Origin of the sequence: Flavobacterium sp. (assembly GCF_027531905.1) — a bacterium.
Lineage (GTDB): Bacteria > Bacteroidota > Bacteroidia > Flavobacteriales > Flavobacteriaceae > Flavobacterium.
On record NZ_JAPZSU010000020.1, the window covers coordinates 35611 to 49130 of the forward strand.

Here is a 13520-nt window from a genome sequence, read left to right on the forward strand (position 1 = left end):
TATAAGGTATGTAAGGTCATATAAGAATCATTGCCTATTTATAAATGCAGGTCTAGTAATTCGTTGTAGTAGAGATAGTAAGAGTTGAGGAAGAAATATGAGCGGTATGTTTATGAAGCTTATATGACCTTAAATGCCTTAAATGGTTGAAGAATAGAAGTTGCTTGTGTTAGAATAACACTACTTAAAATAGTAAAACCCACACCATTCAGGGTAGAACCTAAAAACCTAACGGGGGCTCGATCCCAATGTCATTAAGTTAAGGAATAATCAATAATTTGATTGCTGATTTTTGATTAACGATTTTTGATTGCTGATATATAAGATACTGAAAATCATTTAATTTTTACTCACTTGCTCCAAAATCTAAAATCTAAAATCGTTAATCTTCAATCTAAAATCTCTTAACTTAATGACATTGGGCTCAATCCTGTTAGGTTGCATTGATAATAAAAGCAATAACCATTGGTTTTGAATTACCAACTCATATTCTTTATTCAGCGCCATCTGTTTTGGCTCTTGAAACTGCAAATGTGCCCACGGTTTCACCAAGAAGAAACCCTTTTTCACAATCGCTTCTATAGTGAATAGCGCCATAAAGTCTTGAATTAGATGCCTCTTTTGCCATAACATTGAATTTGTCTTTTGATTCAGGTAATATATGCGATAGTATTGTTGCTGCCGCTGCACTAAAAGTGGAATGACCAGAAACATAAGCAGGGAAATTAGGTATGCCTGTTGTAGTTTTTATTGAGGTATCCATTTGTGAAGGTCTTGGATTGAAATAGAAGTACTTGGCATCCCAACAGCTTATGGCTGCGTCCATCATGGCGATGTTAAGTAAAGCCATATTTCTTGCCCAGCGAATTTCACTGTAATTTTGTGGTACAAAATATTCAGTTGCAATGGCATTCCAATGTCCAGGAGGGGTATAGGTGCCAACGCCATCTGCCCAAAAAGTTACAATTCGTTGTTGTTCTTTGGTCGAGTTGGTGCTGAATTTTTTTATCTCAGCCAGTTCTTTTGCAAAAGCTTCAGATTTTGTTGATGGAGGTGGTACAGGGCGGCTTGCTACCACATCAGCTGACGTCATTAAGAACGATTTTACATTTCCAAATAATGGTAGCATTGGTGGGCGTTTTGGTGCATCAAGTGAAATCCAAGGTGTTTCTCCTTTTGCGATAGCATTGGATTCTAATTGAGCCCATATTGCTGGTGTTCCTATTGCTGCACCAGCACCATCGCTTGCGGCTCTAGCAATAAATTTAGCAGCAATTTTTCTTCCAAGAGCAATTCCAGCTTCCATATCGCTGCGGACATTGGCACCACTAATGATTCGGTATAATTTTTCCTCATCTGCTTTTTCTTGTATATAAGCGATTTCTGTCGGGAAAAGTAATTTTAGTAACTCTACAGTTACGCCAGAAAGTACACCGTCTTCAGAAGGATAAGCGGCCAAAGTGCTTTTAGGAACTAATACTTGTAAGGTTGCATCTACAGTGTACGGAGCGGCTCTATTGTATAATTTTTTGTAATGCCAAGCGGCAATTAGTGCATCGTATTGCGCAGCACTTACATAAGCATAGGCTCTGGCAGCATAAGGAGGATTTGAAAAAGGAAATTGCGGGTATCCAAATGGATTTGCAGCAGAAGGCGCAGGATACGTTCCGTCTTCGTTTTGATAGGGCGGACGGTTGTGTCTAGCAACCAAGGTGCGCATAATTTCATTCCAACGTAAAACACCGCCCACTCGCCAATAGGCTATGATTTTTTTTTGTTCTTCGGTTATAGCTGCTTGGTAACTTTTGATTTCGTTAATTTCTCGTGTGTAGGCAGCTGTATTTGTTGCTACTGGAACATCGATTGGGAATTCATCTGGCGCTGTTAGTAAAATTGGTTTCCAAGTTCCGCCGTTAGCATCGATATTGGTTGGGTTTAAAGCCTGAAAATTATCATTACGTTCTGTAACTTCTTCACTACAAGAAAAAATGAATAAAGACAGACAGATAATAAGGCTATTTAAAAGTGATTGGAATAGTTTAGTTTTCATTTTCGGTAGATTTTTTTTCAAAATTGATAATATAAAACAAACCTCCATAAACGGTTTTAGACTGTCCAACATTTTTTCCTTCGGCTACATAATTATACCCGCCAATTATTGATAATTCAGGGATGCTTTTGAGTGTGTATTTTGTATTCAAACCATATCTGATAGCGTTCATAGTATTGCTAGGGAAAGGCATGTTGTTTTTGGTAATGTCAAAACCTCCTTTTTGGGTAACCCAGTTATCAATTATAAATTCTGCAATTAATCGATTAGAGCGATAGCCCATTCTAAAATTAACCGAAATAGCATCAGGCATATTCACTTCATTTGAATAGATGATTTCGTCATTCGTTAAATAGGAATTTCTTTCAATTGTAACGTTTGCTCTTTTTACATAAGCTCCTGAAAGCGTGCTAAAAAAATTGCCTCTTTGGAAATCTCCCATAATTCGTAAGGTTCCTGTTTTACTGCCAAGACCCAAGCTCAAGGGTAGATAATCGATGGCATAATCCGACAGCGGAGTGGAATAACTTCCAATGAAATAGAGAGAGTAGGTGTTTTTTCCAATTGTTTTTTCGATTGGCATGTATTTTAGAGTTAAAGAAAGGTCTTGTATTCCTTTTTGACCTTTCATAGTGCCTTCAGAAGCATTAGTTTTTACATAGGGCAAGCTGAATAATAGATTCAATTTATCTGAAATGCCGTAATTCCCCATAACAGCCAGAGATTTTGTGCTTACGGTTCCAAGATTTAAATTGGTTCTTTTGAAAGTGCCTTCCCAATAGTTGTTCCAACTGCTGTATTGGTATATTGCTCCTGTGCAAAAGTTGTTTTTGCTCATCATTATTCCGTCAATTTCGGTTTGAGAGTATGTTATTAGAGAAGACAAGAATAGCATCGTCCAGTATATTTTTTTCATATATGTAAAAGTTATTTGTTAGCGGTCATATGTGATGTGCTTCGCCAATTCACTTCGCTCGGGTCGCCTTTTATTTATTTGTTTCTGTTTGCGACAAACTTGTTGTTAATGGCGATTTCATATGAGTTTGCTAAAAAGTAAGCAATGATTGACCTTATAAAGTCAAAAATGCTTTTCGAATAGTGATAGAATAACGCATTTTATGATGTAATGAATTCATCTAAATTTGAGTCAATCTAACAATTTGGGTTTAGAAATAGTTTAGGATGTTTTTAGGCATAAGTTGCCTCATAATCTTTTTTAAAATTCATAGTAGTCTTTACTAATCACAGAATAGTTTAACAAAAAGACACTTAATTTCAGAAAAAGAAAAAAACTAAACGAAATCTGGAGGGGAATAGGGTAAATTGAAATAGCCACAAACAGGTTTCGTGATTTGTGTTCTTTGAAAAGAAACTTTGGCTATTTGAACTGTAGAAGGTGTGCTAATTGATAAAGGTTTTGTAACCAAATAATCAGTTACAACCGTTTTTAATAGTTTTTTTGCAGGTGATTCTTTTGAAGGGGAATCATCAAATAATTGCTGATTTACAAGGTTTGTGAGTTCAGAACTTATCTTGTCTTGATGTGTGTTTGGTAAATAATACAAGTACAGGATGTTGTTTTTTATGCGTTTTTTAAAAACGTGATAATACGTATTGTTGATTTCTATGTTTTGGTTTACGTATTCAAAGTCTGTGTCTTGTACAAAGGAATAAATAGAAGCGTTTACTTCAAGAACTTGGTATTCAGAAGTTGTTTTTTCTTGCATACTAGAGACCCATTGATGTTCTTGTTTTTGATGAAATAAAAGATAGTACCCTATTACATTGTAAAATAAGGAGGCAATTAAAAATACCGATGCCAAACGTTTCATCATTCTCCGAAAGTAAAAAACTAAATGACTTATTAACAGGTTTTTAGTATTAATTAAGAAATATTTAACATATAAAAAATATAAAATACAAATTTATTTACAAATAATAGGAAATAGTATTTGTATAAAAAAATGCTGTTTCGTTAAAAAGTGTTTTGAATCTCAATCGAAAAAAAGTGCTTATTTTTGTTTCCTATGAAAGCACTACCACAATCTCTTGCACAAAAGTTAGCCGCCAGACAAGAGCAAAATGCGCTTAGAAAATTGCCTTTGGCCAACCAATTAATCGATTTTGCATCAAATGATTATTTAGGTTTTGCAAAATCCGAAGCTATTTTTACAGACACACACCATCATTTAGTCACTAATAATAGTATGATAAACGGAGCAACAGGTTCGCGATTGCTTTCTGGGAATCATACTTTGTATCCTACGACAGAGGTTTTTATTGCAAATTTTCATCAATCGCCATCTGCCTTGCTTTTTAACTCGGGTTATGATGCCAATGTTGGTTTTTTTAGTGCTGTACCTCAAAAAGGGGATTTTATTTTGTTTGATGAATTGTGTCACGCATCAATCAGAGATGGGATTCAGCTTTCTAATGCGAAAGCGTATAAGTTCAAACATAACGATTTTGAAGATTTAGAACGACTTATTTTGAAGTTTCAGGCTTCTGAAAATCAGCATTCCACTACCATTTATGTAGTTACAGAAAGTGTTTTTTCTATGGATGGAGACTGTCCGAATATAGAAGAGTTGGTGGCTGTTTCAGAGAAATACAACTGCTATTTAGTGGTTGACGAAGCGCATGCATTGGGAGTCTTTGGTGAAAAAGGAGAAGGTTTGGTGCAGTTTCTGGGTTTGCAAGAGCATTTTTTTGCTCGGATTGTTACTTTTGGAAAAGGTTTAGGCTGTCATGGTGCTGTTGTGCTCGGTTCTGAGGAATTGAGTAGTTATTTAGTCAATTTTGCCCGAAGTTTTATATACACTACGGGACTTTCTCCACATTCCGTTGCAACAATTGGTATTGCATATCAAACATTGGATGCTAAAGCAGCAGCAATTGGTGAATTGAAAGAGCGAATTAATTATTTTAATCAAGAAAAAAACCGCTTCAGTTTGAAACCGCTTTTCGTTCGAAGCAAATCTGCGATTCAATCGGCTATAATTCCCGGAAATGCTAATGTAAAACGCATTGCTCAACAATTACAAGAAAAAGGGTTTGATGTAAAACCCATACTTTCACCCACGGTTCCCGCTGGGCAAGAACGCTTGCGTTTTTGTTTACACAGCTACAATACCGAAACTCAAATTTCGGAGGTTTTGCATTGTTTATCATTGCTTCTATAAAAAAAGCGCTATCCGAATTTTGTCATTGATTAAAAAGTAAACACGAATTTCACTAATTTTCACGAAAAAGAGACCGTTTTAATGGCACAGCTTTATTGATGCCAAAGAATTTATGTGCTTGTTTTTTTAAATTGAATTTTAACTAAGTCATTTTGGATGAACCACAAATCATAAACCCTTACGGATATTTTTTACCATATAAGGCATTTAAGGTCATTTAAGTTCTTTCTTTGTGAACCTTGCGTAAATCTTTGCGAACCTTGCGGTTAAGTTAGCTGCATATTTGTGTCAATTAGTGATATTCGTGTTTGAATAAAGAAAAAATACACTTCATAAGTCTCTTGTTTTCAGGGTTTTTTGAAAAAAAATAAAAAAAGTTTGTAACGTTTTTAGTTGTTGATTACTTACGAGTTGTAATCAAATAAATTAGGTATTGTTTTTAATCATCAATCAAAAAAATCAACAATCATGAAAACAAGTAAAACGCTTATTTTAGGTTTGGTAACCGTTGCAAGCTTTGGTTTTTCAACACAAGCACAAACCAAAAAAGCAAATGAAAATTCTTTATTATGGGAAATTTCAGGAAACGGATTAGCACGTCCTTCTTATTTGTACGGGACCTTACACCTGATGTGTGAACGTGATTTTGCCATCCAAGAAAAAGTGAAAAAAGCCTTTGATAAATCAACTAAATTAGCCTTAGAGTTGGATTTTGACGATCCATCAGAATTAAAAGCGATGCAAGAAATGGGTGAAAGCAAAGTAGCTTTGAGCACGCTTCTGACCCCTGAAGATTATAAAAAATTAGATATTCTTTTAAAAGAAAAAGTGGGAGCAGGAGTGAGTCAATTTGAGCATACTACTTTGATTTCTTTGATGAGTTTGATAATGATAAAATCTTTAGATTGTCCTCCAAAAGTATATGAATTAGAATTTTTTCAAATGGCTCAAAAACGTAAAATGGAGATTTTGGGTTTGGAGAAACTAGCGGTTCAAATTGCTGCAATGGATGCTTCTTTTCCTCCTCACGAAATGGTTGAACAGTTGCGCAATTATGACAAAAAATATTTCGATTTATTAACTCAAACCTATAAAAGTGAAGATTTAAAGGCCATTTATGAACTGGTAAATGATCCTAAATTTATGGATGAGAAAAGCAAACCTGTAATGTTAGATAATCGCAATAGTAATTGGCTTAAAGATATGCCAGCGATGATGAAAAATGAAAGTGTGTTTTTTGCCGTAGGAGCTGCGCATTTGCCTGGAAAAAAAGGAGTGATTCAATTATTACAAAAGGCAGGATATACGGTACAACCTGTAATCAACTAATTTGACTTTGAAGACAAAAGAGCAAGAATTTTTATCCCGAATCGAGCAGCATAAAGGCATCTTGTACAAGGTTTCCAAAATGTATATGGACAACCGTGACGACCAAGAAGATTTGTTTCAAGAAATCATTTGCCAATTATGGAAAGCCAATGATAGTTTTAAAGGTGCAAGTCAGTTTTCTACTTGGATGTATCGTGTAGCCATTAATACTGCAATAGTATTTTTAAAGAAAGAAAAGCGAAAGGTTGACAAGTACGAAATTGCTTCGGAAAATGTAAAAGAAGAGGAAGATGATTCACATATAAAAGAAAGTCAATTGGACCATTTTTATCGAGCTGTTCAAAAATTGGATAAAATTGATAAAGCTATTATTTTTTACCAATTAGAAGGTTTTTCTCATCGGGAAATTGGAGAAAACCTCGGGATTTCAGAAGGAAATGCCAGAGTGAAATTGAATAGAGCCAAAGAAAAAGTAAAAGAAATTATAAAAAATCAAGGATATGGATTTTAACGATATACAATCAGCATGGAACAACGAAAACACAAGCAATGTGGTTGTTCCCACTCAATTAGAGAAAATGCAACAAGCCAATACACCGCTGGATAAGATAAAGAAAAACTTAAAAAACGAATTAATTTATCAAATTGTATCAATTGTTCTTATAGGGTTTGCGCCTTATTTAAATGGATTTCCAGAGCAAGCCATCACTCCCTTTTATTTGTTGTTCAGTTTGTTTGTAGCGGTTAGTGCTTATTATCTAATTAAGTTGTTTATTTTTTATAAACGATTAAACAAAACAGCTTTGAATACCAAAGACAATTTATACGAAACCTATTTTGATATTCGCTTGAATATGGAACTTTACAAGACCTTTGGGTTTGCCTTAACGCCCTTTATGATTTTGTTTTTGGTTGGGGTTCTATATTTTACATTGCCTAATGGCGCGACATTATTTACCGATAGTACCAATAGTATAGCGCTGTTTGTTTCGGTTTTGTTTAGTATGTTGTTTATGGGCGTAGCTTTAGAATGGTGGGTGCACTTTTTTTACGGCAAATACGCCAAAGAAATCCGAACCGTTTTAGACGAGTTAAAAGAAGAATAAATAGTAAAGCAACTTTCGGGTTGCTTTTTTTGTGTTAGAATCATAGTGGACTTTGTGAATTCTTTGCGAACTTTAAATAAAAATATAACCACATAGAAGCATAGATAAAAACAAATAATAGAAAGAATATGGTAGAAATAATACTATTTTACGCATAGTAATACTATGTGAAAAGTAAAACGTCTATTTTTTCTTTTGTATAACTATAGATTCTATGTTTCTATGTGGTGAAAAATAATTTCAATCAAAGGGCTATTGTTTAAAATTACTTTTAAGTTTTTAAATTGAATTTCAAAGATTTTGCTAGAAAAGGAAAAGATAATGGCTTATGATTTTAAAAAAATAATAAACATAAAGTTTTGTGCTTTATTTTTGTCACAAATTCAATGAATTTCAGTTTAGTTAGTTGAATGAACATTAATGAACTATTTAAAAGCAACAGAAATAGAAGTTGGATTGTTACTGAACTTCGGCGAAGAACCAGAATTTAAACGTGTTATATATATAAACGATAGAAAAGTTAATTTAAAAAATCAGCGATAATCGGTTTCATCCGTTTTATCCGTGGCAATTTAGAATATGAAATCGCCAATAACTAGAAGTTTGCGCAAGCAAACACCCATATATAAAAAGGCGACCCGAACGAAGTGAATTGGCGAAGCATAACATATGTGACCGCTTAAAAATAAAATTTACACATATGAAATTATTTATTACAGGAATTGGTACCGATGTAGGTAAAACCGTTGCAGCCGCTATCATTACTCAAGCTTTAGAAGCCGATTATTGGAAACCCATTCAGGCAGGAGATTTAGATAATTCCGATAGTCATAAAGTAAAGGCCTACGTGTCCAATCAAAAAACTGTTTTTCATCCCAACAGTTATGCTTTGCAAACTCCAGCGAGCCCGCATTATGCTGCAGAAATAGATGGAATCACCATTGATTTAACTCAAATTAAAGAGCCAGTAACCGAAAATCATCTAGTAATAGAAGGCGCTGGTGGAATTTTAGTTCCTCTGAATACAACGGATACGATTGCCGATTTGATTCAACCCGATTATAAAGTGATTGTGGTTTCCCGTCATTATCTGGGGAGTATCAATCATACGTTGTTGACTATCGAGGCGTTGCAAAACCGAAACATTGCGGTGGCTGGAATCGTTTTTTCTGGAGATGAAAATCAAGCAACCGAATCGATTATTTTAAGCAAAACAGGATTGAAATGTATTGGACGAATTGACCAAGAACCCTATTTTGATACGAATGTCATCGCAGAATATGCCGATTTGTTTCGAGAGCAATTATTGAGTTTATAATTATGAATACAGCAAATATTCCTTCTTCCCAAACAATGAAGCTTACAGAAAGAGACCAGAAACACCTTTGGCATCCGTACACTCAACATAAAACAGCGGCTTTACCAGTCGGAATTGTCCGTGGCGAAGCGGCGTTGTTGTGGGACGAAAGTGGTAAAGAATATATTGATGCCATTGCTTCGTGGTGGGTCAATCCTTATGGCCACTCGAATCGCTTTATTGCGGATGCGATTTATAAACAACTTACTACCTTAGAGCACGTACTTTTTGGAGGTTTTACGCACGAACCCGCTGTTGTTTTATCCGAGAAACTAGTAGAAATCTTACCTAGCAATCAGAAAAAACTCTTTTTTTCGGATAATGGTTCTACCGCTGTCGAAATTGCGATAAAAGTGGCTTTACAGTACAACTTTAACCACGGAATTTCAAAAACGACGATTATTGCTTTTGAAGATGCTTTTCATGGCGACACCTTTGCAGCAATGGCGGCGAGTGGGATTTCTTTCTTTACCGAAGCTTTTCAAGGAATGATGATTGATGTTGTTCGGATTCCCGTTCCAGTGGAAGGAAAGGAAGCGGAAAGTATAGCAGCTCTTCAAAAAGCAATTACGGATAAAAATTGTGCGGCTTTTATTTTTGAACCCTTAATACAAGGTGCCGCAGGAATGGTGATGTATGCACCTGAAGCTTTGGATAACTTGCTTCAAATTTGCAAAGAAAACCAAGTATTGACCATTGCCGATGAAGTGATGACGGGTTTTGGGAAAACCGGAAAAAACTTTGCCTGCGATTATTTAAAAACGTTGCCAGACATGATGTGTTTGTCTAAAGCCTTGACTGGTGGCACTATTCCTATGGCGATTACGACTTTCACTACAGCGATTTTTGATGCTTTTTATGATGATGATATCAATAAAGCCTTGTTTCATGGGCATACGTTTACGGCAAATCCAACGGGTTGCGCTGCTGCTCTAGCCAGTATCGAATTGTTGCAAACCGAAACGATGCAGTCCAACATTCAACGTATTCATCAACGCCATTTGGACTTTCAAAAGTATATCGGTACACACCCAAAAGTAAGCACTACTAGAGTTTTTGGGGTGATTTTCGCTTTGGAAATCAAGACAAATAGCAGCTTTAGTTATTACGGCTCATTGCGCAATAGGCTCTATGATTTTTTTATTGAAAATGGAGTAATTCTGCGTCCAGTTGGGAATATAGTTTACATTTTGCCGCCCTACGTAATTACCGATGCACAGTTGCAAAAAGTGTATGAAGTAGTCGAGAGTGCTTTGGAAATAGTGTAGTTTTTTAAACACGACTTTTACGAATTGATACAAATTAAAACTGTAGTGTCTTCGAGGTGAAAAAGACACAGATTTCACAGATTTCCACAGATTTTTATTTTAGTAAAATTAATCCGCGTTATCCGTGTTCCAATCAGGTTGCTAGTTTTAACCGCAAGGCACGCAAAGGATTACGCTAGGTTCGCGAAGTTTTACTCTTTGAGATAAATCTGTGCAATCTGTGTTTATCATCTTCAATACCAAAAAAAAATCCGCGTCCATCCGCTTTATCTGTGTCATCCGTGTTCCCATCACGATAGTCTTTCAATTTCAATCTGTGCAAATTTCAATCTATTTATCCGTGTCATCCGCGTTCCATTTATGCGTATAGCTAAAATCAATTTGTATAGATTTTTAATTATTTTGTGGACTTTGTGTAATTCTTTGCGACCTTTGCGGTAAATTACAATTGTCTATTTTGTCACAAATTATCTCTATAACCGCTTTGTCCTCTATTTCCCCTTTGGGCAATGACCCGAAGACCATTTGGGAAAACTATCAACATCCTTCAACTTGTTTTTCGGAGCAATTTTTAGACCATCAAAAGACTTGGGTAGCTGCTTTGGATGCCGCTTCACAACAAGAAGTTTTGGCATTACAGCAAACGGATATTAAGTACAAGTCATTAGATAAGTCGGTGTTGTATGCTATGGTCGCGGCAAGAAAAGCGTTGGCGCAGGCAGGTTGGCAAAAAGGAGGCAGTTTTGGTATCAACATCGGCTCGTCTCGAGGTGCCACCGATTTGTTCGAAAAACATTTTCAAGAATATTTAACCACGGGAAAAGCCCAAACTTTAGCTTCTCCCACGACTACTTTGGGGAATATTTCGTCTTGGGTGGCGCATGATTTGCAAAGTAATGGTCCCGAAATTTCGCATTCGATTACTTGTTCTACTGCCTTGCATGCTTTACTCAATGGAGTCGCTTGGTTGCGAGCGGGAATGGCAAATCAGTTTTTGGTAGGGGGTAGTGAAGCGCCCTTGACTGATTTTACGATAGGCCAAATGCGTGCTTTGAAGATTTATACTCAAAACAAAGAGGGTCATCATGAGCCTGTCGCACTTCAACAAGTTCAGTGTGACTATCCCAACCGTGCTTTGGATTTGGATAAAAAGCAAAACACAATGGTTTTGGGTGAAGGTGCGGCAGTATGCTGTTTAGAATTAGGAAAGAAGGAAAACGCCTTGGCTTTTATTGAAGGCATAGGTTACGCTACAGAAATTTTGGAACATAATATTTCAATCTCGGCAGAAGCTATTTGTTTTCAAAAGTCGATGGCAATGGCTCTGCAAAACACACCTTTGTCTGAAGTTGATGCTATTGTAATGCATGCGCCAGGTACCATCAAAGGGGATTTGACAGAGTACCGAGCGATTGAAAAAGTGTTTGGAAAAAATTTGCCATTACTGACTACCAATAAATGGAAAATTGGCCACACGTTTGGTGCTTCCGGAATTTTAAGTGTTGAAATGGCCATTTTGATGCTGCAACATAACAAGTTTATCGGAGTGCCTTTTCTTAGTGACGCCAACCCTTTCAGAGTTCAAAACTCTGACAGGGTTATGAAAAAAGTGCTGGTTAACGCTGTTGGTTTTGGAGGCAATGCCGTTTCGGTGTTGTTGAGTTTGTAAAATTTGGTTAACTGTTTAATCGGTTAAATTTTAGACACAGATTCCACAGATTTCACGGATTTTTAAAAAGTTTAATCGTTTAAAGCTTTGCGCCCCTTGCGTAATCCTTTGCGCCCTTTGCGGTTAAATTTTTGCCACGGATTTCACTGATGAAACGGATTTTAAATGGGTTTAATCGGTTAATTGTTTAAAGCTTTGCGCCCTTGCGGTTAAAATTTTACCACAAAGAAACACGAAGAAGTCACGAAGCTACACAAAGGAATGCTGTTGAACTTTGCGCCTTTGCGTCCTTGCGGTTAAATTTTGCACGCAGATTCCGCAGATTTTAAAGAGTTAATTATTTAAAACTTTGCGTCCCTTGCGTAAATCTTTGCGTTCTTGCGGTTAAGTTTTTCACCACAAAGAAACACGAAGAAGTCACGAAGCTACACAAAGGAATGCTGTTGAACTTTGCGCCTTTGCGTCCTTGCGGTTAAATTTTGCACGCAGATTTCGCAGATTTTAAAGAATTAATTATTTAAAACTTTGCGTCCCTTGCGTAAATCTTTGCGAACTTTGCGGTTAAGTTTTTCACCACAAAGAAACACGAAGAAGTCACGAAGCTACACAAAGGAATGTTGTTGAACTTTGCGCCTTTGCGTCCTTGCGATTAAATTTTGCACGCAGATTCCGCGGATTTTAAAGAATTAATTATTTAAAACTTTGCGTCCCTTGCGTAATCCTTTGCGCTCTTTGCGGTTAAATTTTTTTACCACAAAGAAACACGAAGAAGCCACACAAAGTAAAAGTAATGCAATTGTTGTAACGCTGAAGGAAAACTTATATGCCCTTATTTGCCTTATATGGTTCAAAATACATAGCCTATTTATAAAAAACTTCGATGATTTCGATGTTTTTTTCTTGTGAACTTAGCGGTTAAATTTTAGGCACTATAAAAAATCCGCCTCATCCGCGTTCCCAAGCTCCAATTCCTTTACTTTCTCATAAACTAAGTTGCTCTCAAAACCACGACGAAGCATATAATCACAAAACTTTTTCCTTTTTTTAAGCGCATTTTTTTCTGCAATAGATTGCCAATTCCTTTCGGCTAAAGCATTAAAAGTTTCCAAGTATTCCTCAGGGGAGATTTCTTTTAAGGCAAGTGTAATCAAGGTGTTGTTGATGTGACGCATTTTGAGTTCGTTGGTAATGCGGATTTTTCCCCAGTGTTTGATGCGGTGTTTTCCACGGGCGAAACTACAAGCGAAACGCGCTTCATTCAAGAAGTTCTGTTCAATAAGATACACAATAAGTTGGTCGATTTCGTGGGATTCTAAGCGCATGCTTCTCAATTTGGTTACCACTTCTTCGTGACAGCGCTCTTGATAGGTACAATAGTGTTCTATTTTGTGTTGGGCTTGTTGGAAGGTATAAAAAGTAGCCATTAGCATGAATAAGTTTTTTGATCTTTTGTTACAAAAATAGCGTTTTATACCTACAAAAAGCTGTCTAAATTGAAGCTTGCCTGGTGGTATTGTAAAATGGAATTTATAACCACTATAAATTAAGGGTTTACTTGT

The 13520-nt window shown here is 36.2% G+C and carries 12 protein-coding genes; 8 read left to right on the forward strand and 4 right to left on the reverse strand.

Annotated elements, in window-relative coordinates; translation table 11 throughout:
• Positions 1–493: 493 nt before the first annotated feature.
• The 3 genes from O9307_RS06220 to O9307_RS06230 form a co-directional block, all read right to left on the reverse strand.
• Positions 494–2050 (reverse strand): phosphatase PAP2 family protein, encoded by a 1557-nt coding sequence (locus O9307_RS06220; RefSeq protein ID WP_298296466.1) that lies wholly within the window; start codon positions 2048–2050, stop codon positions 494–496.
• A complete protein-coding gene (locus O9307_RS06225) occupies positions 2040–2966 on the reverse strand; it encodes a hypothetical protein (RefSeq protein WP_298296469.1) in 927 nt (308 codons plus the stop codon). The genes O9307_RS06220 and O9307_RS06225 overlap by 11 nt, the downstream gene beginning before the upstream one ends.
• Positions 2967–3342: 376 nt before the next feature.
• Complete coding sequence (locus tag O9307_RS06230; RefSeq protein WP_298296472.1) at positions 3343–3885, reverse strand: hypothetical protein; 543 nt, start codon at positions 3883–3885, stop codon at positions 3343–3345.
• Positions 3886–4077: 192 nt separating this feature from the next.
• Between O9307_RS06230 and O9307_RS06235 the strand changes: the two genes are divergently transcribed.
• The 8 genes from O9307_RS06235 to O9307_RS06270 all read left to right on the forward strand — a co-directional run bounded on the left by O9307_RS06235 (position 4078) and on the right by O9307_RS06270 (position 11961).
• The gene (locus O9307_RS06235; protein WP_298296475.1) at positions 4078–5232 is read left to right on the forward strand and encodes an 8-amino-7-oxononanoate synthase; all 1155 of its coding nucleotides are present in this window, start codon (positions 4078–4080) and stop codon (positions 5230–5232) included.
• Positions 5233–5700: 468 nt separating this feature from the next.
• Positions 5701–6561, forward strand: a complete 861-nt coding sequence (locus tag O9307_RS06240; protein ID WP_298296478.1) for a TraB/GumN family protein — start codon at positions 5701–5703, stop codon at positions 6559–6561.
• A 7-nt stretch (positions 6562–6568) separates the two neighbouring features.
• Positions 6569–7072, forward strand: a complete 504-nt coding sequence (locus tag O9307_RS06245) for an RNA polymerase sigma factor (RefSeq protein ID WP_298296481.1) — start codon at positions 6569–6571, stop codon at positions 7070–7072.
• Positions 7062–7667: a hypothetical protein gene (locus tag O9307_RS06250; protein ID WP_298296484.1), complete on the forward strand. Its 606-nt coding sequence runs from the start codon at positions 7062–7064 to the stop codon at positions 7665–7667. Before O9307_RS06245 ends, O9307_RS06250 begins: the two co-directional genes overlap by 11 nt.
• Before the next feature lie 420 nt (positions 7668–8087).
• Positions 8088–8210, forward strand: coding sequence for a GxxExxY protein (locus tag O9307_RS06255; protein ID WP_298296487.1), 123 nt, complete (start codon positions 8088–8090; stop codon positions 8208–8210).
• 157 nt (positions 8211–8367) lie between these two features.
• Entirely contained in the window at positions 8368–8985 is a 618-nt protein-coding gene (bioD, locus tag O9307_RS06260) for a dethiobiotin synthase (RefSeq protein WP_298296490.1), read from the forward strand.
• 35 nt (positions 8986–9020) lie between these two features.
• Positions 9021–10292, forward strand: coding sequence for an adenosylmethionine--8-amino-7-oxononanoate transaminase (bioA, locus tag O9307_RS06265; RefSeq protein WP_298296533.1), 1272 nt, complete (start codon positions 9021–9023; stop codon positions 10290–10292).
• 457 nt (positions 10293–10749) lie between these two features.
• Entirely contained in the window at positions 10750–11961 is a 1212-nt protein-coding gene (locus tag O9307_RS06270; RefSeq protein WP_298296493.1) for a beta-ketoacyl synthase N-terminal-like domain-containing protein, read from the forward strand.
• Between the two features lie 929 nt (positions 11962–12890).
• Here O9307_RS06270 and O9307_RS06275 read toward each other — a convergent pair.
• Positions 12891–13385 (reverse strand): regulatory protein RecX, encoded by a 495-nt coding sequence (locus O9307_RS06275; RefSeq protein ID WP_298296495.1) that lies wholly within the window; start codon positions 13383–13385, stop codon positions 12891–12893.
• Positions 13386–13520 lie beyond the last annotated feature (135 nt).

Bases quoted from the DNA above. Each gene is read 5' to 3' on its own strand.
- O9307_RS06220 (WP_298296466.1), bottom strand. From the start codon at position 2,050: ATGAAAACTAAACTATTCCAATCACTTTTAAATAGCCTTATTATCTGT.
- O9307_RS06225 (WP_298296469.1), bottom strand. From the start codon at position 2,966: ATGAAAAAAATATACTGGACGATGCTATTCTTGTCTTCTCTAATAACA.
- O9307_RS06230 (WP_298296472.1), bottom strand. From the start codon at position 3,885: ATGATGAAACGTTTGGCATCGGTATTTTTAATTGCCTCCTTATTTTAC.
- O9307_RS06235 (WP_298296475.1), top strand. From the start codon at position 4,078: ATGAAAGCACTACCACAATCTCTTGCACAAAAGTTAGCCGCCAGACAA.
- O9307_RS06240 (WP_298296478.1), top strand. From the start codon at position 5,701: ATGAAAACAAGTAAAACGCTTATTTTAGGTTTGGTAACCGTTGCAAGC.
- O9307_RS06250 (WP_298296484.1), top strand. From the start codon at position 7,062: ATGGATTTTAACGATATACAATCAGCATGGAACAACGAAAACACAAGC.
- O9307_RS06255 (WP_298296487.1), top strand. From the start codon at position 8,088: ATGAACTATTTAAAAGCAACAGAAATAGAAGTTGGATTGTTACTGAAC.
- bioD (WP_298296490.1), top strand. From the start codon at position 8,368: ATGAAATTATTTATTACAGGAATTGGTACCGATGTAGGTAAAACCGTT.
- bioA (WP_298296533.1), top strand. From the start codon at position 9,021: ATGAAGCTTACAGAAAGAGACCAGAAACACCTTTGGCATCCGTACACT.
- O9307_RS06275 (WP_298296495.1), bottom strand. From the start codon at position 13,385: ATGGCTACTTTTTATACCTTCCAACAAGCCCAACACAAAATAGAACAC.